Genomic DNA, 20382 nt, shown 5'->3' with positions numbered 1-20382 from the left:
CTTTTAGAAATCGGCCCGAATGCTTCCAAAGAACATTCTGGGAGCACCGACCAGCATCGACTGAAAACTCATTGCACCAGACGCGATATTCATCGGATTTCCGTTCTCGCCCATGGTTGAAATGTAACGGGAATTGCTCAGATTTGCCACGTTGAACGAGACCACCACGTTCTTGATCGCATCCAGTCTACGGGAATATTTTGCCATATTTCCCAATGAATATTCGACGCCGGCATTTGCCAACCAGTACCCGGGCACTTTCACGTCTCCCGTGTAGCTGTAGTTTCTGGTCCCGGTGTAGCTGCCATCCACATAGGCCAGCAATCCGCGCCACGTATAAGACAAACGGGATTTATACATGAAGCGTGGATAGTTGACGACCTGTGACCCTTTGATCGCGTATACCGTCCCGGCTTCAGTAATATTGTTATCATATGTCGCGTGATTATAGCTGATGCTATTCGTCAGCGACAAACCCTCGATTGGCATGATCGTCAGTGCCGCATCCACACCATTCATCGTGACGCCACCAACATTCGCGACGGTGGACACCGGATTGATGGATGAGCCACTTGTAATCTGCTGAAGACGATTATTAAAGTTTGTTCGATAGGCATAAACCGACGCGCCGATATGCTGGTCGTTATACCTGTACCCCACAGCATACGTCCACGCCGTCTCGGGATGCAGTGAACTTTTTGTCTGATCGAAAGCTTCCTGGGATACCGCAAAAGGTGAGACGCACAATTTGTACCCGCACTCCGCATAACTATGCACATTTTCCGAAATGTCGAAGAACAACTCATGATGCCGAAGGAAATGCCAATCCCCGCTGATATGCGGTAAGAAAGCTTCAGCCGTCGTCAATCCCTCTGAGCTGGCAATACGGGAACCTGCGCCATAATAGGCCTGGTTCAGATATCCGTCACCGACTCTGGTCGTGCTCAAAACGGACTTGAAACCGAAATGCAACGCTACATTTGGCAGCACGTGATATGTATCATTCACGAACGCGGTAAAGGTATTTGTACTGTAATTCTGATTGTAAATTTCCGCAAAAGGATGTGTCCAGTTCCCCAGAGGGTCCGGAATCGCCGACGTCAGCCTGCCATCTACAATATTCGGCATCGAGTAAGCATTCATCGGCGACATATAGGCGTTATTTTCGTACCAGACGCCACCACCAATCTCGTTATGAGCGATGTTATAATGAAGTTGGGAAATAATCCCAAAACGCCGGATTTCCGGCTCCTTGACCAGTTCACTGAGTGGCGAACCATTGGGCGACGGATAATAGGGGGTGGTCCACGTCGTCTGGTTGGTTTCACCATGACCGTAGGCCGTCGTATTCCATGTCAGACGGTCGTTCAAGCGAATATCGGCTTTTATACCGCCGAACAGATCCTGTGTATTGTTTGTAGCCTCGTAATAGGCTGAATCGGTCTTGTCCGCCAGTTTATCAAATCCGGCCGGATAGATGCCATTGGCTGCATTGATCGCTGCCTGTAATCCACTCTGCCGGCCATTATAATAATCCGGGACGTTATAACCGAGATTTTGTATCACCTCGGGCGATGCGTCAGGCAGGGTAAACTGATGGATATCGGACCAGTCAAAAAATGCTGAAATGCGACTATCCTGCCCGATGGGCTGAACGAATTTCGCATTCACCTGCTGACTAAACTGGTTCCCATAGCCTTTCCACAACTGGCCATCATTACGCATATAGGACACGTAAAATTTCGAGCCGGAGTTATTCAGTGCGCCGCTGTCCATCCGAATGAACGTATGGAAATTGCTATAACTCCCAAAACCTTGCCGGATAGAGCCTCCAAATTTGTTATGAGGATCGGAAGAAATATAGGCAAGCGTGCCACCAAGGTTATTCGTGGCCGCCACATCCTCTGCACCGGCAGACTGCGAGACATTCACACGCTGCACGTTTTCCGACGAAATCGCGAGAACAGGATTGAGACCGTTGTAGTTACGGTATGCCAGCTCCCCTAGAGGCATGCCATCTAGGGTCATACCCAGTTCCTGCGCCTGAAACCCGTGCATGAAAATCTGGATAGACCACGTGTTGAGTCCTTGCGGATCGTCGGACTGAAACATTACGCCCGGGAGACTGCCGAGAATCTTCATCGGGTTTGTACCGGCCGGTGCCTGAGACAATAGTTTCTGACTGACGGTCTCGACAGCGCCATGGACGAGACGTTTAGCCGCCACAGACAGTTGCTCTGACGTAGAACTGACAACCATGTCCTGTTTCGGAGAATGACTTTTTGTCTCTTTGTGTGCCGGCGCAGACTGACCTTTCGTCGTTCCATGACGAACTGCCGCATGAGCCACGCCAAAACTACTCAGGATGGTCGTCATTGACAAAGCGAACGAAAATCGACATATTCTTTTCATGATGTGTTCCGTTTTGCATGACATTCGCGTCGCACCGGCAAAAAAAGACGCGTGCTGATTTAAGTCGTAAACATTCTTGTCGGCGACCAGATAAGGCGTTACAAATAAGACTGATCCAATCGCCTTCGTTGTGATTTCTGTATATTATGATTTCGGAACGTTTTTATTGTCACGATAACTTTTTCTTATAATCCGATCAGCAATCAATTGTGGCGGCACGCTCCCAGTCGGACAGATGGCCGCAATGCGCGTTCCATTCGGCAGTCTTCAACTGAAGATACGGATCGATTACATCAGATCCCATGACGTCACGAAGGCCATTGTCAGCGTCCAGGGCACGCAGCGCATCCAGCAGATTCAATGGAAGTTTCTTGGCATCCTTAACCTTATGCCCTTCGGTATACATGTTGATATCCAGAGGCTTGCCCGGATCGATTTTCCGTTCGATACCATCCAGCCCAGCCGCAAGAATCGACGCTTGCAGGAGATAAGGGTTAGCCGCGCCATCCGGCAAACGCATCTCGAACCGGCCCTTGCCGGGCACTCTGATCATATGCGTCCGGTTATCGCCTGAATAGGTCACTGAATTCGGTGACCACGTCGCGCCGGAGACCGTTCGGGGAGCGTTGATCCGCTTATAGGAATTCACGGTAGGATTCAGAAACGCGCAAAGAGCATCGGCATGATGAATCAGTCCGCCGACAAAATGATAGCCGCGTTGAGACAATCCCATCGCGTCCTCGGCATCGAAGCAAACGTTCTCGTCGCCATTCCACAATGAAATATGGGCATGACAACCCGTGCCGGTGAGGTGCATGAAGGGTTTGGGCATGAATGTCGCACGAAGCCCGTGCTTCTCGGCAATGGAACGGGCCATGAATTTGAAGAACACGTGCCGATCGGCCGTAATCAGGGCATCGTCGAAAATCCAGTTCATCTCGAACTGGCCATTCGCGTCCTCATGGTCGTTCTGATAGGGCTCCCAGCCAAGAGACAACATGGCATCGCAGATTTCCGCGATGATGTCATACCGTCGCATGAGCGCGGAAGCGTCGTAACAGGGTTTGCCTGCATCATCATGGCCGTCAGAAATCTCCTGGCCGTCCGGCGTGAGCAGGAAAAACTCACATTCCACGCCGGTCTTCACGGAAAATCCTGCCGCCCTCGCACGTTCGACCATTCTCTTGAGCGTATTGCGCGGCCCTTGCTCGATCAAAGCGCCACGCATTTTGAGATCGGATGCAAGCCATCCGACTTCGGGCTTCCACGGAAGCTGGATCAGCGTGCTGGCATCCGGCACGGCCACCAGGTCAGGATCGGCCGGTGACAGTACGAAATTCGCGGCAAATCCTGCGAAACCCGCACCGTTCTTCTGCATTCCGGCAATCGCGGCCGCTGGGACCAGCTTGGCGCGTTGCGCCCCGAAAAGATCCGTAAACGAAATCAGGAAAAAGCGAATCCCTTTCTCCGCAGCGATAGCAGCGAGATCCGGAACAATTGTACTTTGAGCCATATTTGAAGCCCTACAAACGCTTGTATAAACAAACCTCTCCAACATGCACGGGGCATCGGAGAGGTCATGAAATCAAAAACCGTTCTTGCCCGGATACCAGTCGGTTCCGGCAAGAGGGATCTTCGTCATCGCGGCGGCTTCCATCGTCAGCGAGACCAGATCCTCGGGTTCGAGATTATGGAGATGGCTCTTGCCGCAGGCCCGAGCAATCGCCTGAGCTTCCATCGTCATCACCGAGAGGTAGTTGGCGATACGCCGTCCGCCCAGAATCGGATCGAGACGGGAAGCGAGTTCCGGATCCTGCGTCGTAATACCGGCTGGATCCCGTCCTTCCTGCCAGTCGTCGTAGGCCCCCGGCACAGTCCCGAGCTTGGCATATTCCTCGGCCAGATCGGGACTCTGATCGCCCAGCGCGATCAATGCGGCAGTGCCGATTGCCACCGCATCCGCACCCAGCGCCAGAGCCTTGGCCATATCGGCACCGCTCCGGATACCGCCAGAGACAATCAATTGAACCTTCCGGTGCATCCCCAGATCCTGCAAGGCTTGCACGGCGGAGCGAATCGCCGAGAGAATGGGCAGCCCGACATGCTCGATGAAGACTTCCTGGGTGGCGGCCGTCCCGCCCTGCATACCATCCAGCACGATGACATCCGCCCCGGCTTTGACGGCCAGCGAAACATCATAGTACGGCCGACTGGCACCGACCTTTACATAGATCGGCTTTTCCCAACCGGTGATCTCACGAAGTTCCTCGATCTTGATTTCCAGATCGTCCGGCCCAGTCCAGTCCGGATGACGACAGGCCGAACGCTGGTCGATGCCTTCCGGCAGGTTCCGCATTTTCGCGACGCGGGGCGAAATTTTCTGCCCCAGCAACATGCCGCCGCCGCCTGGCTTGGCCCCTTGTCCGACCACGACTTCGATCGCATCCGCGCGACGCAGATCGTCGGGATTCATCCCATAGCGCGACGGCAGATATTGATAGACGAGGATCGAAGAGTGTCCCCGCTCCTCCGGAGTCATCCCACCATCACCCGTCGTCGTGGACGTGCCGACCGCGCTGGCACCCCGGCCCAGGGCTTCCTTCGCCTGCGCCGACAGCGCACCGAAGGACATGCCCGCGACCGTCACCGGCGTCTTCAAGCGGATCGGCTTTTTGGCAAAGCGTGTTCCAAGAACGACATCCGTATCGCACCGCTCACGATAACCCTCGAGCGGGTAACGGGAGATCGACGCGCCCAAAAACAGAAGATCGTCGAAATGCGGTAGCTTGCGTTTTGTTCCCGCCCCCCGGATGTCGTAAATGCCGGTCGCCGCGGCGCGCTGGATCTCGGAAATCGTAAACTGATCGAACGTGGCCGAAAAACGCGGCGTCGTGCGAGGTGGCGTGTTTTTGCTCTGTGACATTATGACCTCAGTACGCGGCAGCGTTATCGACGTGGAAATTGTACAGACGGCGTGCGGAACCATAGCAGCGGAAATGCTCGGCGCTGTATTCCGTAATCCCCGCCTCTTCCAGCAACCCACGCAGAATCTGCAGATCCTCCGCACTCATGTCCTTTTCCTCACAGTCCGCACCAAGACTTTTGACGGTTCCGCGCACGAAGATGCGCGCCTCGTACAGGCTGTCACCAAGCGCATCACCAGCGTCACCGCAGACGACCAGATTGCCGGATTGCGCCATAAAGGCACTCATATGCCCGACGGATCCGCGCACGACGATATTGACGCCTTTCATGGAAATGCCGCAGCGCGCGCCCGCATCTCCCTCGATGACCAGCAAGCCGCCGTGCGCGGTCGCACCGGCCGCCATGCTGGCATTGCCTTCGATGCGAACCGAACCGCTCATCATGTTCTCGGCAACGCCAGGACCGGCATTACCCTTGATCACCAGATTGGCGTGCTGGTTCATGCCACCAGCGTAATATCCCGCCTGACCATCGATAATAATATCGATTGGCGCTGTCAGCCCCACCGCAATGGAATGCCGTCCCTCCGGATGACTGACCAGCCAGGAGCCGGTGACATCTTCAGACTGCAGCACGGCGTTGAGCTCGCGGATGGTCGATTCCCTCAGATCAATAGCCTGATGATTGGACAGCGTCGCGCTCATGCCGCGTGCTCCCAGTGATAGACACGTTGCGGTTCAGGCTCGAAAACCGTTGCACTCTCGATCCCCGGCAGGCCGGCGAACGCCCGATATTCGGATGCGAACGCAACATAGTCATCCGTCTCCGCCATCACCGCCGGCTTGCAGGCGACGGGATCACGCAGCACGGCAAACCCGTCACGCGTACCGACGACGAACGTGTAAAATCCGTCCAGATCGGACAGCGAGGCCGTCAGGGCCTCATCCAGCCTTTCTCCCCGGGACAACCGCCAGGACAGATAGCCAGCCGCTACTTCCGAGTCGTTTTCGGTCTCGAAACTCAGTCCGTCGCGCACCAGTTGGCGACGCAGCGTGTTGTGATTGGACAGGGATCCATTATGCACGAGGCACTGGTCCGGGCCGGTCGAAAAAGGATGCGCGCCAGCCGTGGTAACGGCGGATTCGGTCGCCATCCGCGTATGGCCGATTGCGTGAGTTCCGCTCATCTCAGCGAGCTGGAAGCGCGCCGCCACGTCTTCGGGAAGGCCAACGCCCTTATAAAGCTCGATACTGTCTCCGCTGGAGACGATCCTGACGTCCGATCCATATCCCGCAACCAGTTCTCGAATGGCCGAGACGGCGTCATCCGGGCAGGACACCACGAGATGGTCGTCCCGATAAGAAAAGGTGGCGCTATCGCTCAACGACAGGACGCTCTTTTCGAAGTCCGGACGCAAAGCCTCCGTGACGCCACGTAGCGTCATCTTGGTGCGCCCATGCGCGCCGCCGCCATAAATAGCGAAGCCCGCGCTGTCTGGACCGCGTTCGGTCATGGTTTTGAGCATTTGCGCCGTCAGGGCGCCAAGCTGTGGCTGTAGAGCCGGATTTTTCAGGAACAACCCAACGATGCCGCACATCGTGATTCTCCGCGATCAAAGGAAACGATACGGCAATGAAGCGCATCCTATCGCCCGGAGTCAACGGAAAGGAATAAAATATTCCTTAAAGGAAAGTTTTCCGGTTCGGCTACGGTGTGTCGCTTTTCCGGGGATAGATGATGATCGAGAGGTAACGCATTGGTTTTTCTAGTAATTCCTCTGGTCCATGAGGTGCCTGACAATCGAACAACAGGGTATCGCCGGGCTCCATGTCGTAGCGTTCCTCGCCGTGGCGATAGACGACACGGCCACTGAGCATATGGATCAACTCCACGCCCTCATGCCGAAAATTGCTATAAGGTCTGGCTTCCTCGTGAAGCGTAATCATGTAAGGCTCGACCACAGTAGGACCGCCGAGAAGATGCCCTAGCAGTTCGTATTCATGCCCCGCCTTGGTTCCCCGGCGCTCGATAACGACGCCATGGCCGCTCTTGACGAAGGAACAGTCCCGCTGCTCTTCGAATGTTGCAAAAAGCTGGCTTAATGGCACATTCAGCGCCCTGCTGACGGACTGGAGCGTGGTCAGAGACGCCGAAATCTGCCCGTTCTCGATCTTCGACAACATGCCGAGCGAGATTCCCGCCGCGCTCGCCAGATCGGCTCCCGTCAGTTCCGCCTTGCGCCGCCGCAGTCTGATCTGCGCGCCCAGAGACTCTTCCAGCGTCAACTCACGGACTGGCTCGGCCGATGAGCCGGTTAGCAGATCTCCGGCATCGTCCGGAGCAACGGGGCGAGAACGCAATACGGCCAAGGCTTAAACTCCATACATGTTATCCCGGGCGCGGCTTAGCTTGGGCAGGGCGCGCTCGCTTCAGCCAGACGGGATCAATCTAGGACACGCATCGTAGACGCAAATGGAGCGAACTGGTCCACTAAAGATGGAAGACTATGTTCTTTCAGAGATTTACGGAGCGTTTCGGCCAGATCCAGGGGCAGGCGGCCGAACTCACGTCGCCGCGCGACCAGCGTCATCCGGCGCCGAAAGCCGGAGATCGGCAACGGATGCACGGCCAGCCCCATTTCCGGCCCGTATCCGGCTTCCCTAAGACAAAGCGGTGTCGAAATCGCAACGCCGCCGTTCAGGCAGCCCGCCAGCACCCCGGTCGGCAGATCGAACTCCTGCCCGAAAGGCACTTCGATACGCATGCGACGCAGAAAACGTTCGATTTCCGTCCCGGACCGGGACCGTAGCGTAAAACGCACGAAAGGCATTTCAGTCAGCAATTGCGCTAGCGCGTCCCGATCGGCGGGCGGCGCGACTGTTCCGGGGCAGACCAGGACGTAGGGCTCCTCGAACAGCGGCCACCGCTCGAGCCCCGGCACGTCCTCCAGATCATCGACGCCGACGATAAAGTCGATTTTCCGTGCCAGAAGGGCTGCGGCATGAGATTCGGTCAGCCCCGCCAGTACAACCAGATGTTCTGTTCGATCGCCCAGGAACGCCGCCACCTCCCGCAACAGTGCCCGAGACAGCGAATCGACGATCCCGATCCGTAAATGTGACACGCGTCCGCGCTGCATGTCGCGCAGCCGGCCCGACATCTGGTGCATGTCGGCAACGAGATTTCCCGCGTATTGCCGCAACACCATGCCCGATGCCGTCAGCGCCAGCGGCCGCACGCTCCGATCGAAAAGGGTCGCACCGATCCGAGCCTCAAGGTCGGCGATCGACTGTGAGACCGCAGGTTGCGTAATGCCCAGCACCCTGCCGGCCGATGCCATACTGCCGTGCTCGCATACGGCAAGAAACACGCTTAACGCATTCACATCAAATGGAAGAACGTTTACCGCCACGGATGCACCATAAGTAAAATTTATACTCAGTCTATCAGCGATGGCTTTATGCTGTCACCATTAACTAAATCAAGGGTTCGAATGTCCAGCGAACGCTATTCCCTCTTCTCGCTGCTGCGCGAGAGTCTGCGCGGCCATGCCGGGTGGAAGCCCGCATGGCGTAAGGCGTCGCCGCAGGCCGCCTACGACATCGTCATCGTGGGCGGCGGCGGCCACGGGCTGGCAACAGCCTATTATCTGGCGCGGCGCTACGGCATCAGACGCGTGGCCGTTCTGGAGAAGGGCTGGATAGGCAACGGCAATATCGGTCGCAACACGACGATCGTCCGTTCCAACTATCTGCTTCCAGGAAACGCGCCCTTCTATGAATGCTCGATGAAGCTGTGGGAAGGGCTGGAGCAGGATATCAATTACAATGCGATGGTCAGTCAGCGAGGGGTTCTGAACCTTTTCCATAACGACGCCCAGCGCAATGCCTATATCCGGCGCGGCAACGCGATGCGCCTGCATGGTATCGACGCCGAGCTTCTGGATGCCTCCGCCGTCCGGGCGAAACTGCCCTTCCTGAATTTCGATGACGCCCGCTTCCCGATTCAGGGTGGCCTTTTGCAGAGACGCGGCGGGACCGTTCGCCACGACGCCGTGGCATGGGGCTATGCCCGCGCTGCCGACCAACTGGGTGTCGATATCATCGAAAATTGCGAAGTCACCGGCATCACCATCGTAAACGGCCGGGTCACGGGCGTCCAAACATCGCGCGGCCCCATTGCCGCCGGCAAAGTCGGCCTTGCCTGCGCGGGCAACTCCTCGCGGGTCGCGGCGATGGCCGGGCTCCGGCTACCAATCGAAAGCCACGTCCTGCAGGCTTTCGTGACCGAGGGCCTCAAACCCTTCATCGATTGCGTCACGACCTTCGGTGCCGGCCATTTCTATATCAGCCAGTCCGACAAGGGCGGCCTGGTCTTCGGCGGAGATATCGACGGCTACAATTCCTATGCCCAGCGCGGCAACATGCCGGTCGTCGAAGATGTGGTGGAGGGCGGAATGGCGCTGATGCCCCGCATCGGGCGCGTACGCCTGCTGCGCCAATGGGGCGGCATCATGGACATGTCGATGGACGGCAGCCCCATCATAGACCGTACACCGGTCGAACAACTCTATCTGAATGCGGGCTGGTGTTATGGAGGCTTTAAGGCCACCCCTGCCTCCGGTCTGTGCTTCGCCCATTTGCTGGCACGCGACGAACCGCATGAGGTCGCAACGGCCTACCGCCTCGACCGCTTCGGCCGCGGCGCGGTCATCGACGAAAAAGGCATGGGCGCACAGCCCAATCTACATTGAGGGTCCTGTCATGCGTCTGAACTGTCCGCATTGCGGTGAACGTAGCCTTGAGGAATTCACCTATCGTGGCGACGCGACCGTGCGGCGTCCCGCCCTTGATGCGCCGGCCGAATCCTGGGTCGACTATGTCTATCTGCGGGAGAACCCCGCCGGACGTCACGAAGAATACTGGTACCACGGCGCAGGCTGCCGCGCATGGTTGGTCGTAGAGCGGGATACCACGACGCACATGGTCCATGGCGTCCGGCCCGCGGGTGCCGCTTCGGAAAATGCGAGGTCGGAATCGTGAACATGTATAACATCATGCGGGATCATGCGCCGCTGCCCGTGACCGGCCCCACCCAGCCCATGCGTCTGATCCAGGGGAATGGGATCGATGTCGGCAGGACGATCCGCTTCACCTTCGACGACAAATCCTATACCGCACATCCCGGTGACACTCTGGCCTCCGCCCTGCTGGCCAACGGCGTCCGTCTGGTGGGTCGCTCTTTCAAATATCACCGTCCGCGCGGCATCCTGTCGGCTGGCCCCGAGGAACCGAACGCCCTGGTGGAACTGCGTACCGGCGCGTGGCGTGAGCCGAACACCCGCGCAACCGTCGCGGAACTGTTCGACGGCCTGACCGCGAGCAGCCAGAACCGCTGGCCGACCCTGGCCTTCGATGCAATGGGTATCAATGGCGTCCTGTCCCCGGTTTTCACTGCCGGTTTCTACTACAAAACGTTCATGTGGCCCGCAGCGTTCTGGGAGAAAATCTACGAGCCGATCATCCGCCGCGCGGCCGGCCTCGGTCGCGCGGCGGAGGAAGCCGATCCAGATTTCTATGAAAAATCCAACGGTTTCTGCGATGTCCTGATCGTCGGATCGGGTCCCGCCGGTCTGGCCGCCGCGATGGCGGCAGCCACCAGCGGAGCGCGCGTTATCCTGTGTGAACAGGACAGTCTGCCTGGCGGGCGCCTGCGCGCCGAAAACATTCTGATCGATCATCGGCCGGGATGGACCTGGGCGGAAGCGACCGTAAGCCGGCTGCGCGCCATGCCCAACGTGCGGATCATGACCCGCAGTTGCGTGTTCGCACGCTATGACGGCGGCACATACGGCGTCTTCGAACGCGTCTCGGACCATCTGGCTGTCCCCCAGCCCGACCAGCCGCGCCAGCGTCTCTGGCGCATCGTCGCCCGGCAATGCGTCGTCGCTACTGGTGCCATCGAACGGCCGATCGTTTTCCCCAACAATGACCGGCCCGGCATCATGCTTGCAGGGGCGGTTCGTATGTATGTCAATCGCTTCGGTGTCGCACCGGGGCGTCAGGCCATCGTCTACACCAATAATGACGACGGCCTGCGCACGGCAGCCGACCTGTATGCCGCAGGTGTGCGTATCATGGCGATCGTCGATTCCCGTCAGTCCTCAACTCATGCACAGGCCGTTGCCCAACGGACGGGGGCCCGGCTGTTCCCTGGCGCCAGGATTGCCGATACGTCCGGCTATCGTGGTGTCACGGCCGCCCTGATACGTGGCGGCAACGGGAAAGACTGCCGTATCGCCTGCGATCTGATCGCGGTCTCCGGCGGCTGGAATCCCGACATCGCCCTGACCACCCATCATGGCAGACGCCCGTCTTATAGCGACGAGATCGCAGCCTTCATCCCCACACCCGACGAGGAAGACCTGCATGTCGCGGGTGTCGCTGCCGGCACGATGACGACATCGGGCGCGCTGACCGAAGGCGCGCGGGCTGGCCATCAGGCCGCTGCCTGTTGCGGGTTCGGGGAGGCATCGTCACCCCCGCTGGCCGCTCCCATCGTTGATCAGGACGAGTCATACGGCATCGTCCCACAATGGCACGCCATGGACGCCGAAAGCGGGCGCCGCGCGGGAAGGGCCTTCATCGATTTTCAGAACGATGTCACGGCCAAGGACACGAAACTGGCCGCGCAGGAAGGGTTTCGCTCCGTCGAGCATCTCAAGCGCTATACGACGCTGGGGATGGCCACGGACCAGGGCAAGACCGCTAATGTCAACGGTCTCGCCTTTCTGGCCGAAGTCAACGGGCAGTCCATCCCGCAGACCGGCACCACGTTGACCCGTCCTCCCACCCAACCCGTTACGCTGGGTACGCTGGCCGGTCCGCATCGCGGGCTTCATTTCAAGCCGCACCGTCTGCCGCCTACCCATCAATGGGCGAGCGAACAGGGAGCCGTCTTCACGGCCAACGGGCTCTGGCAGCGCGCGCATTGGTATCCGCGCGCCGGTGAAACGACGTGGCAGGACACCGTCAACCGCGAAGTCAACACCGTCCGCAATGCCGTTGGCTTCTGCGACGTCACGACGCTGGGCAAGATCGACATCCAGGGACCGGACGCCGCCACCTTCCTCGAGCGTGTCTACGTCAATGCCTGGCAGAAACTGCCGGTGGGGCGGGCACGCTACGGACTGATGCTGCGCGAGGATGGTTTTGCGTTTGACGACGGGACGACCGCGCGCCTGGGCGAAAACAATTATGTCATGACCACGACAACGGCCAATGCCGGCCCCGTCATGCAGCATCTGGAATTCTGCCATCAATGCCTGTGGCCCGACATGGACGTCCAGGTCATCTCGGTCACCGACGAATGGGCACAGATCGCTGTTGCAGGCCCCCGATCCCGCGATGTGCTGCGCCAGATCGTCGACCCGCAATACGACCTGTCAAACGAGGGATTCGGCTACATGGCAGCGGCGAATATCACCGTCTGCGGTGGCCAGTCCGCCCGGCTGTTCAGGCTCTCCTTCTCGGGCGAACTGGCCTACGAACTGGCCGTTCCCGCGCATTATGGCGATGCCTTGGCGCGACTGCTGATGCGCGTGGGTGCCCCCTACGGCATCGCGCCCTATGGTACCGAAGCCCTCGGGGTCATGCGTATCGAAAAAGGCCATCCGGCCGGCCCTGAACTGAACGGACAGACGACCGCGCACGATCTGGGTATGGGACGCATGCTGTCGACGAAAAAGGATTTCATCGGCCGCACGATGGCAGCCCGCGCTGCCCTGACCGGTCCGGCGCGTCCAACCCTGGTCGGCTTGCGCCCGCTGGTGGCCGGCACGACACTGGCTGCGGGGGCTCATCTCCTGCCCAAGGGCAGCCCCGCAACGGCGGCGTTCGATCAGGGATGGATTTCCTCATCCGCCTGGTCCCCGACCATCGGCTCGTGGATCGCGCTGGGCTTTCTGTCCAATGGACCGGCCCGACACGGCGAAATCATCGCCGTTCACAATCCGTTGGCCGACACCATCACCGAGGCCGAGATCGTCTCGCCGGTTTTCGTCGATCCGGAAGGAAAACGTCTCCATGCCTGATCCCCTGCTGCCGCAACCTGCGGTACAGCCCCCCTCCATCACGGTCAACGGTTTGACGCTTGCGCTTGCACCGACGCGTGAAACCGTCAGCATCGGCCCATTCGCGAAATGCCTGCCGGATCTCGACGCTGCACTGGCCTCCACCTTCGGCGTAACCCTTCCGGCAGACTTCTCCACCGCGTCGGGTCAGGATGGACTACAGCTGACCAAGGCGGCGCATCATCAATGGTTCGCTCATGCGCCGGCGGGCGCCGGCCTCATGGCGCGTCTGGCCCCCCTCTGCGCGGGGCTGGCGGCTCTGACGAACCAGACCGACAGCCGCGTCACATTATGCCTTCGTGGCACCGGCGCGGATGCTGTCGCGGCCAAGCTGGTGCCAGTGGATCTGGCCCCCCACCACTTCGGGCCGGGGCACACAGCCCTGACGCTCGCCGGTCACATCCCGGTCATCCTCAGTCGCCCAGATGGCACGTCAGGCCTCGACTTCACCGTCTTCCGCAGCTTCGCTCGGAGCCTGCATCACGATATCCATGTCGCCATGAAAGGCGGCATTCCGCATTCGGAACGAGTGTAACGATGATACGTCTTTCTCCCGCCCACGCCACCTTCACGCTCACGCTCAGCTGCCCGAACCGCCCCGGTATCGTCGCCGGGATCGGCATGAAGCTGTACGAACTCGGCGCCAACATCACCGAGGCGCAGCAGTTCGATTACGCCGAAGAACAGCGTTTCTTCATGCGGATCGTCTTCGACATCCCGCTCTCAGACGCGATCGAGCAGACCCTGTCGGACGCCATCGCCATCCTGTCCGATGAATTCGCGATGGAATGGACGCTGACCGACATGGCTCGGCCGCACAAGGTGCTGCTGATGGTCTCGAAATTCGACCATTGCCTGGTCGACCTTCTCTATCGCTGGCGGATCGGAGAACTGGCGATCGAACCGGTGGGGATCATTTCCAATCACCCGCAGGACACATATGCCGATATCGAATTCTACGGCATTCCCTTCCACCATCTCCCGATCACCAAGGATACGAAAGCCGAGCAGGAAGGGCGGATCTGGGACATTTTCCAGTCCTCGGGTGCCGAACTGATGGTCCTGGCCCGCTACATGCAAATCCTGTCCAACGAATTCTCCCGCAAGCTTGCTGGACGGTGCATCAACATCCACCACTCCTTTCTGCCCGGTTTCAAAGGCGCGCGTCCCTATCACCAGGCCTTCGCGCGCGGCGTCAAGCTGATCGGGGCCACGGCCCATTACGTGACCAGCGACCTGGACGAAGGTCCGATCATCGAGCAGGACGTGGAACGGATCTCGCATGCGGATACGCCGGAGGATCTGATCCGCAAAGGTCGGGATATCGAACGCCGGGTTCTGGCACGGGCAGTGCGCTATCACATCGAACGGCGCGCCCTGCTGAACGGCAACAAGACCATCGTCTTCAGCGACTGACGATGAATATCCACATGTCAGCCGGAGCAGTGATGATCAACGGCAAGGCCGAAGCCAAGGTGATGACGAATGCCATCGCCCGCGAGGTCGCAACCCTACGGGCGCGCGGGATCACACCAGGGCTTGCCGTGATATTGGTGGGCGACGACCCGGCCAGCGTCATCTATGTCCGCAGCAAGGTGCGCAAGACCGAGGCCGCGGGCATGCATTCGGTTTGCCATTGCCTGCCCGCCGATACCACGCAGCAGGCGCTACTGGCTCTCATCCACGCATTGAATGCCGACCGCGCAATCCATGGCATTCTCGTTCAGTTGCCGCTTCCGCCCCACATTCAGCGCGACGCGGTGCTGGACGCGATCGATCCTGCAAAGGATGTCGACGGATTCCACGTCGTCAATGTGGGCAAACTGGCGGTTGGACGCACGGACGGCATGATCCCCTGCACACCGATGGGGTGCATGATCCTGCTCCGTCGCTTCCTCCCGTCGCTCTCCGGCCTGCATGCCGTCGTCATCGGCTGCTCGAACATCGTCGGTCGCCCCATGGCGCGACTGCTGCTGAATGAGGGATGCACGGTCGTTATCACCCATCTCCAGACCCGCGATGTCGCGGCCGAAGCGCGGCGGGCGGATATCCTGATCGTCGCGGCTGGCCACCCGGGCCTGGTGCGGGGCGATTGGGTCAAACCCGGCGCTGTGGTCATCGACGTCGGCATCAACCGCGTCGATGGTACAAACGGACCGACCATCGTGGGCGACGTTGCGTTCGACGAAGTTGCCGCCCATGCCCGCGCCATCACGCCCGTCCCGGGCGGTGTCGGGCCGATGACCATCGCGTGCCTGCTCCAGAACACTCTTCGTGCGGCCAGCATGACCACGGGCAAGGACGTGACATTATGATTGATCAGACCGTTTTCCGCGAAGCCATGTCCCATGTGGGCTCGGCTGTCAGCATCATTACGACCGACGGGAAGGCAGGAAGGGCGGGTATGACCGTATCGGCCGTGTGTTCCGTCACCGACAGTCCACCTACCCTTCTAGTCTGCATCAATCGCAGCAGTCGGTCTCACGATATCTTCCTGCGTAACGGCGTTCTGTGCGTCAATGTTCTGAACGCCACCCATCAGGAACTGTCGGGCCTGTTTGCGAGCAAAGCTGACCAGGAGACCCGTTTTCTCCAGGCCGCCTGGCACAGGCGCGTCACTGGCGCCCCCGCGCTGGAAGATGCGATCGTCTCGTTCGACTGCCGGATCGACAGCATTACCGATATCGGCACACACAGCGTCATCTTCGGTGCCATTCAGGATATCGAGATCCGTCATGGTTCCCCGGCGCTGGTCTATTTCCGACGCGGATATCATGCGCTGGGCGCGTCGTAGAGCAACCACAAGGATTACGTAGGAGAAATTTTTTTTCCTTTTAGGAAATTATCCATTGATCTTCCCTGCGAATTCTTCGAATATACATCGTAACGATCACTATCCGCCGGCAGCCAAGGAGGCCCTGAAAATGTCACTTTTTCTCCGGAAAATCGTTTCCTATCAAGAAGACACCTTCATAGAAGGCGGCAAGGAAGCCTCCATACCCCTCAGGATGTTTGCCGTGGCGGCCATTCTCCGGAACCCCTGGGCCGGACGCGGCTTCGTCGAGGATCTGAAGCCTGAAATCCACGCCATCGCCCCGATCCTCGGCGAGACCCTGACCACGCGGATCACCGAAATGACCGGCGGTGGCGACAGGATCGAGGGCTACGGCAAGGCTGCCGTCGTCGGGACCTCCGGCGAGATCGAACATGCCTCGGCGCTGATCCATACCCTGCGGTTCGGCAATTTCTACCGCCGCGCCGTCAACGCCAAATCCTATCTCGCCTTTACCAACACGCGCGGCGGCCCTGACGCCCCCATCGTCATTCCCCTGATGGACAAGAATGACGAAGGGCGGCGCTCTCATTATCTGACCATCCAGTTCTCGATCAACGACGCCCCCGCACCGGACGAAATCGTCGTGGCCCTCGGGGCATCCATCGGCGGTCGTCCACACCATCGTATCGGCGACCGTTACCAGGATCTGGCCGAACTGGGCGACACGCAGGGCTGACCGATGACACACCGTCCAGACAGGCTTCACGTCGCTGACGACAGTTTCGACGGTACGCGCTTCCGAGTAGTCTGCCCCGGGGACGCGGAGCGCGAAACGCTGGTCTTTCTGCACGGTGTGGGCATGAAGCTGGAGTTCTGGGAACCCCAGCTAGCCCGCTTCTCGCCGCATTATCGCTGCATCGCCTACGACATGCTGGGACACGGCCAGAGCCGCCTGCCGCCGCCCGTCCCATGCCTGTCCGACTATAGCGCCCAGTTCGCCGCTTTGGTGACACATCTACGCCCAGGGCCGGTCACCCTGATCGGTCATTCCATGGGCGCCCTGATCGCGCTTGATGCTGCGCTGCGCTACCCGCAGCACGTCCGGCGTCTGGTGGTCATGAACGGTGTCTATGATCGCACGCACGAGCAGAAGGATGCGATCGCCCGCCGCGTCGCGACTCTGGACGGAACGGTGCCCGACTGGTCAGCGACACTCGACCGATGGTTCGGCGACGAACAGACACCCGAGACAGAAGACAAGAAGGCGGTCCTCCTTGCTCTGCTGAATACCATCCAGCCGGAAGGCTATGCGCGGACATATCGTCTGTTCGCCACCGCCGATGCCGCCTGCAAGGGACAGTTGTCCACCCTATCCATGCCCGCACTTTTTCTGACCGGTGCGCTCGATCCCAATTCGACGCCGGCGATGTCGGAAGCCATGGCACGCGACAGCGCGAACGGAACCGCCCGCATTCTTGCCGGCGAACGGCACATGATGAGCTTCGTCCATCCGCCCTCGACCGATCTGGCCATACAAGATTTCCTGAATGACACCCCATGTGCCCGTGCAGCGGGAAGCCGGAGTTGCCAAGAATGAAATTCTCTCTCTTCGTTCATATGGAACGATACCATGCCAACCAGACACACGCCGAACTGTTCGACGAACTGGAACAATTGGTCCGGATCGCGGAAGACGGCGGCATGGAGACGGCCTGGATCGGCGAACATCATGGCATGGAATTCACCATCGCCCCCAATCCCTTCATCAACATCGCCTATCTGGCCAGCAAGACGTCGCGCATCCGTCTTGGGACTGGCACGGTGATCGCTCCGTTCTGGCACCCACTGCGTCTGGCCGGCGAGGCCGCGCTGACCGATCTGGCGACGAAAGGCCGTCTTGATCTGGGTATCGCGCGCGGAGCCTACAGTTTCGAATATGAACGCATGATGCCAGGTCTGGATGCTTGGACCGCCGGCCAGCGCATGCGCGAAATGGTGCCGCTGCTGCGTAAGCTCTGGGCCGGAGACCTGGCCCATCAGGGAGAATTCTGGTCCTTTCCGAAATCGACGGTGGTGCCAAAGCCCATGAGCGGTGACATGCCCCTGTGGCTAGCAGCGCGTGATCCAAATTCGCACGCTTTCGCCGTTGAAAATGGCTGCAATGTCCAGGTTACGCCTCTGGCATCGGGCGACGCCGAGGTCGAAAGCCTCATGGATCGCTTCCGGGCTGCCTGCGCGCTCCATCCGCACATTCCGTCTCCACAGATCATGCTGCTGCTGCACACCTATGTGGCCGACAGCGAAGAGGACGTACAGCAGGCCGCCAGGGAACTCTCCCGGTTTTACTGCTATTTCGGTGCCTGGTTCAAAAATCAGCGTCCGATCGACAATGGCTTCATCCAGCAATTGACCGAGGAGGAAATGGCCGAAAGCCCGCAGTATGCGCCCGAAATCATCCGCAACAATCTGGCCGTAGGCTCAGCAGGCACTGTCATCGACCGGCTGAAGCGATACGAGGCCATGGGCTACGACCAGTATAGCTTCTGGATCGACAGCCTGATGCCGTTCGAGCGCAAGAAGGCCTCGCTGGAGCGCTTTATCCGGGATGTCATGCCGGCCTTCTCCTGACAGAAAACCAGTCCAAGGATATGCAGCCATGCGGGAATTCCAGCACTATATCGACGGCCGCTTCGAGCATGCCGAGCGAACCTTCGAAAGCATCGACCCCGCGACGCAGACCCCCTGGGCACGCATGCCCCGTGCCGGGGCAGACGATGTCGATCGCGCGGTCAACGCCGCCCACCGCTCGCTGAACGACCCGGATTGGGCCGGGCTGACCGCCACCCAGCGCGGCCGCCTGTTGTTCCGTCTGGCCGACCTGCTGGAGCAGGCAGCCCCGGAACTGGCGGAACTGGAAACCCGTGATACCGGCAAGATCATCCGGGAAACCCGGTCGCAGATTGCCTATATCGCCGAATATTATCGCTATTACGGCGGTCTGGCGGATAAGCTGGACGGCCGATACGTCTCCATCGACAAGACCGATACCGAAGCCTATCAGCGCCGGGAACCGATCGGGGTCGTTGCGGCGATCGTTCCATGGAACTCGCAGCTTTTTCTGTCGGCAGTCAAGCTCGCTCCCGCGCTGGCGGCAGGCTGCACCGTCGTGCTCAAAGCATCCGAGGAAGCACCTGCACCGCTGCTGGGCTTTGCCCGCCTCGTGCATGAAGCCGGTTTTCCGCCGGGCGTGGTATCCATCCTGACCGGCTACGGCGATGATTGCGGCAGAATACTGACCAGCCATCCGCTGGTCGCGCGTATCGCCTTCACCGGAGGACCGGAAACAGCGCGCCACGTCGTGCGCAACAGTGCGAACAATCTGGCCTACACGACGCTGGAACTGGGCGGCAAATCGCCGGTCATCGTCTTCCCCGACGCGGATCTGGACAGCACCGTCAATGCCCTTATTGCTGGTATCTTCGCTGCCTCTGGTCAAAGCTGCGTCGCCGGTTCGCGTCTGCTGGCTCATCGTGACATCTTCGAACCGCTTCTGGGGCAGCTGAAAACCCGGGCCCAAGCCATTCGTATCGGCTCCCCACAAAGCATGGAAACCGAATTCGGCCCCCTCGCCACGCAACGTCAGCGAGAGCACATCCAGGATCTGATCGCCCGCAGTCTGGATTCCGGCGCAACGCTGATTACCGGCGGCAAGGCACCGGAAGCGTTCGCGGAAGGCTTCTATTTCGAACCTACCATCCTTCTCTGCGACCGACCGGACCTTCCTTGTCTGAAGGAGGAGTTTTTCGGCCCGGTCCTCAGCGTTCTTCCTTTCGATGACGAACAGGACGCGATTGCCAAGGCCAACGATACGCCCTTCGGTCTGGCATCGGGCGTTTTCACCCGCGATCTGGCCTGCGCCAAGCGCGTCAGCGCGCGTATTCGCGCCGGTGTCGTGTGGATCAACACTTACCGGATGATCTCGCCCCTCATGCCATTCGGCGGATATGGGTTGAGCGGGTTGGGCCGCGAGGGCGGCTCGGAGGCCATGCTCGACTATACCCGGATCAAGTCCGTCTGGATTCGTACATCGGACGAGCCGATCTCCGATCCATTTGTCATGCGATAGGAAAATATTACC

Annotated in this window: 18 protein-coding genes; 11 read left to right on the top strand and 7 right to left on the bottom strand. The window is 59.5% G+C overall.

Going from position 1 to position 20382, the window contains the following annotated elements:
- Positions 1-3 precede the first annotated feature (3 nt).
- From HLH48_RS10570 to HLH48_RS10540, 7 genes are all read right to left on the bottom strand, one after another.
- Entirely contained in the window at positions 4-2376 is a 2373-nt protein-coding gene (locus HLH48_RS10570; protein ID WP_246387228.1) for a TonB-dependent receptor, read from the bottom strand.
- 232 nt (positions 2377-2608) lie between these two features.
- Positions 2609-3925, bottom strand: coding sequence for a type III glutamate--ammonia ligase (gene glnT / locus HLH48_RS10565; protein WP_182997476.1), 1317 nt, complete (start codon positions 3923-3925; stop codon positions 2609-2611).
- Between the two features lie 72 nt (positions 3926-3997).
- Positions 3998-5335, bottom strand: a complete 1338-nt coding sequence (locus HLH48_RS10560; protein ID WP_182997475.1) for an FMN-binding glutamate synthase family protein — start codon at positions 5333-5335, stop codon at positions 3998-4000.
- A gap of 7 nt (positions 5336-5342) precedes the next feature.
- On the bottom strand, positions 5343-6041 hold the full coding sequence (locus HLH48_RS10555; RefSeq protein WP_182997474.1) for a GltB/FmdC/FwdC-like GXGXG domain-containing protein: 699 nt from the start codon (positions 6039-6041) through the stop codon (positions 5343-5345).
- A complete protein-coding gene (locus HLH48_RS10550; protein WP_182997473.1) occupies positions 6038-6934 on the bottom strand; it encodes a class II glutamine amidotransferase in 897 nt (298 codons plus the stop codon). Before HLH48_RS10550 ends, HLH48_RS10555 begins: the two co-directional genes overlap by 4 nt.
- 109 nt (positions 6935-7043) lie before the next feature.
- A complete protein-coding gene (locus HLH48_RS10545; protein WP_182997472.1) occupies positions 7044-7706 on the bottom strand; it encodes a helix-turn-helix domain-containing protein in 663 nt (220 codons plus the stop codon).
- Positions 7707-7780: 74 nt separating this feature from the next.
- Positions 7781-8749: a LysR family transcriptional regulator gene (locus HLH48_RS10540; protein ID WP_264812300.1), complete on the bottom strand. Its 969-nt coding sequence runs from the start codon at positions 8747-8749 to the stop codon at positions 7781-7783.
- 81 nt (positions 8750-8830) lie between these two features.
- Between HLH48_RS10540 and HLH48_RS10535 the strand changes: the two genes are divergently transcribed.
- From HLH48_RS10535 to HLH48_RS10485, 11 genes are all read left to right on the top strand, one after another.
- Positions 8831-10090: a sarcosine oxidase subunit beta family protein gene (locus HLH48_RS10535; RefSeq protein WP_182997471.1), complete on the top strand. Its 1260-nt coding sequence runs from the start codon at positions 8831-8833 to the stop codon at positions 10088-10090.
- A gap of 10 nt (positions 10091-10100) precedes the next feature.
- The gene (locus HLH48_RS10530; RefSeq protein ID WP_182997470.1) at positions 10101-10379 is read left to right on the top strand and encodes a sarcosine oxidase subunit delta; all 279 of its coding nucleotides are present in this window, start codon (positions 10101-10103) and stop codon (positions 10377-10379) included.
- 2 nt (positions 10380-10381) lie between these two features.
- On the top strand, positions 10382-13429 hold the full coding sequence (locus tag HLH48_RS10525) for a sarcosine oxidase subunit alpha family protein (RefSeq protein WP_272502288.1): 3048 nt from the start codon (positions 10382-10384) through the stop codon (positions 13427-13429).
- Positions 13422-14003 (top strand): sarcosine oxidase subunit gamma, encoded by a 582-nt coding sequence (locus HLH48_RS10520; protein ID WP_182997469.1) that lies wholly within the window; start codon positions 13422-13424, stop codon positions 14001-14003. Before HLH48_RS10525 ends, HLH48_RS10520 begins: the two co-directional genes overlap by 8 nt.
- A gap of 2 nt (positions 14004-14005) precedes the next feature.
- Positions 14006-14884: a formyltetrahydrofolate deformylase gene (gene purU / locus HLH48_RS10515; protein WP_182997468.1), complete on the top strand. Its 879-nt coding sequence runs from the start codon at positions 14006-14008 to the stop codon at positions 14882-14884.
- Between the two features lie 14 nt (positions 14885-14898).
- Positions 14899-15783 (top strand): bifunctional 5,10-methylenetetrahydrofolate dehydrogenase/5,10-methenyltetrahydrofolate cyclohydrolase, encoded by an 885-nt coding sequence (locus HLH48_RS10510; RefSeq protein WP_182997467.1) that lies wholly within the window; start codon positions 14899-14901, stop codon positions 15781-15783.
- Positions 15780-16262 (top strand): flavin reductase, encoded by a 483-nt coding sequence (locus HLH48_RS10505; RefSeq protein ID WP_182997466.1) that lies wholly within the window; start codon positions 15780-15782, stop codon positions 16260-16262. The genes HLH48_RS10510 and HLH48_RS10505 overlap by 4 nt, the downstream gene beginning before the upstream one ends.
- A 130-nt stretch (positions 16263-16392) precedes the next feature.
- On the top strand, positions 16393-16980 hold the full coding sequence (locus HLH48_RS10500; RefSeq protein ID WP_182997465.1) for an amino acid synthesis family protein: 588 nt from the start codon (positions 16393-16395) through the stop codon (positions 16978-16980).
- Positions 16981-16983: 3 nt separating this feature from the next.
- Positions 16984-17841, top strand: coding sequence for an alpha/beta fold hydrolase (locus HLH48_RS10495; protein ID WP_264812302.1), 858 nt, complete (start codon positions 16984-16986; stop codon positions 17839-17841).
- A complete protein-coding gene (locus HLH48_RS10490) occupies positions 17802-18872 on the top strand; it encodes an LLM class flavin-dependent oxidoreductase (protein ID WP_246387227.1) in 1071 nt (356 codons plus the stop codon). Before HLH48_RS10495 ends, HLH48_RS10490 begins: the two co-directional genes overlap by 40 nt.
- Positions 18873-18900: 28 nt before the next feature.
- On the top strand, positions 18901-20370 hold the full coding sequence (locus tag HLH48_RS10485) for an aldehyde dehydrogenase (RefSeq protein ID WP_182997463.1): 1470 nt from the start codon (positions 18901-18903) through the stop codon (positions 20368-20370).
- Positions 20371-20382: the final 12 nt, after the last annotated feature.

Origin of the sequence: Gluconacetobacter sacchari, assembly GCF_014174255.1 — a bacterium.
Classification (GTDB): Bacteria; Pseudomonadota; Alphaproteobacteria; order Acetobacterales; family Acetobacteraceae; genus Gluconacetobacter; species Gluconacetobacter sacchari.
This window is presented reverse-complemented; position numbering and strand designations above follow the sequence as displayed.

Bases quoted from the DNA above. Each gene is read 5' to 3' on its own strand.
- HLH48_RS10570 (WP_246387228.1), bottom strand. From the start codon at position 2,376: ATGACGACCATCCTGAGTAGTTTTGGCGTGGCTCATGCGGCAGTTCGT.
- glnT (WP_182997476.1), bottom strand. From the start codon at position 3,925: ATGGCTCAAAGTACAATTGTTCCGGATCTCGCTGCTATCGCTGCGGAG.
- HLH48_RS10560 (WP_182997475.1), bottom strand. From the start codon at position 5,335: ATGTCACAGAGCAAAAACACGCCACCTCGCACGACGCCGCGTTTTTCG.
- HLH48_RS10555 (WP_182997474.1), bottom strand. From the start codon at position 6,041: ATGAGCGCGACGCTGTCCAATCATCAGGCTATTGATCTGAGGGAATCG.
- HLH48_RS10550 (WP_182997473.1), bottom strand. From the start codon at position 6,934: ATGTGCGGCATCGTTGGGTTGTTCCTGAAAAATCCGGCTCTACAGCCA.
- HLH48_RS10535 (WP_182997471.1), top strand. From the start codon at position 8,831: ATGTCCAGCGAACGCTATTCCCTCTTCTCGCTGCTGCGCGAGAGTCTG.
- HLH48_RS10530 (WP_182997470.1), top strand. From the start codon at position 10,101: ATGCGTCTGAACTGTCCGCATTGCGGTGAACGTAGCCTTGAGGAATTC.
- HLH48_RS10525 (WP_272502288.1), top strand. From the start codon at position 10,382: ATGTATAACATCATGCGGGATCATGCGCCGCTGCCCGTGACCGGCCCC.
- HLH48_RS10520 (WP_182997469.1), top strand. From the start codon at position 13,422: ATGCCTGATCCCCTGCTGCCGCAACCTGCGGTACAGCCCCCCTCCATC.
- purU (WP_182997468.1), top strand. From the start codon at position 14,006: ATGATACGTCTTTCTCCCGCCCACGCCACCTTCACGCTCACGCTCAGC.
- HLH48_RS10510 (WP_182997467.1), top strand. From the start codon at position 14,899: ATGTCAGCCGGAGCAGTGATGATCAACGGCAAGGCCGAAGCCAAGGTG.
- HLH48_RS10505 (WP_182997466.1), top strand. From the start codon at position 15,780: ATGATTGATCAGACCGTTTTCCGCGAAGCCATGTCCCATGTGGGCTCG.
- HLH48_RS10500 (WP_182997465.1), top strand. From the start codon at position 16,393: ATGTCACTTTTTCTCCGGAAAATCGTTTCCTATCAAGAAGACACCTTC.
- HLH48_RS10495 (WP_264812302.1), top strand. From the start codon at position 16,984: ATGACACACCGTCCAGACAGGCTTCACGTCGCTGACGACAGTTTCGAC.
- HLH48_RS10490 (WP_246387227.1), top strand. From the start codon at position 17,802: ATGTGCCCGTGCAGCGGGAAGCCGGAGTTGCCAAGAATGAAATTCTCT.
- HLH48_RS10485 (WP_182997463.1), top strand. From the start codon at position 18,901: ATGCGGGAATTCCAGCACTATATCGACGGCCGCTTCGAGCATGCCGAG.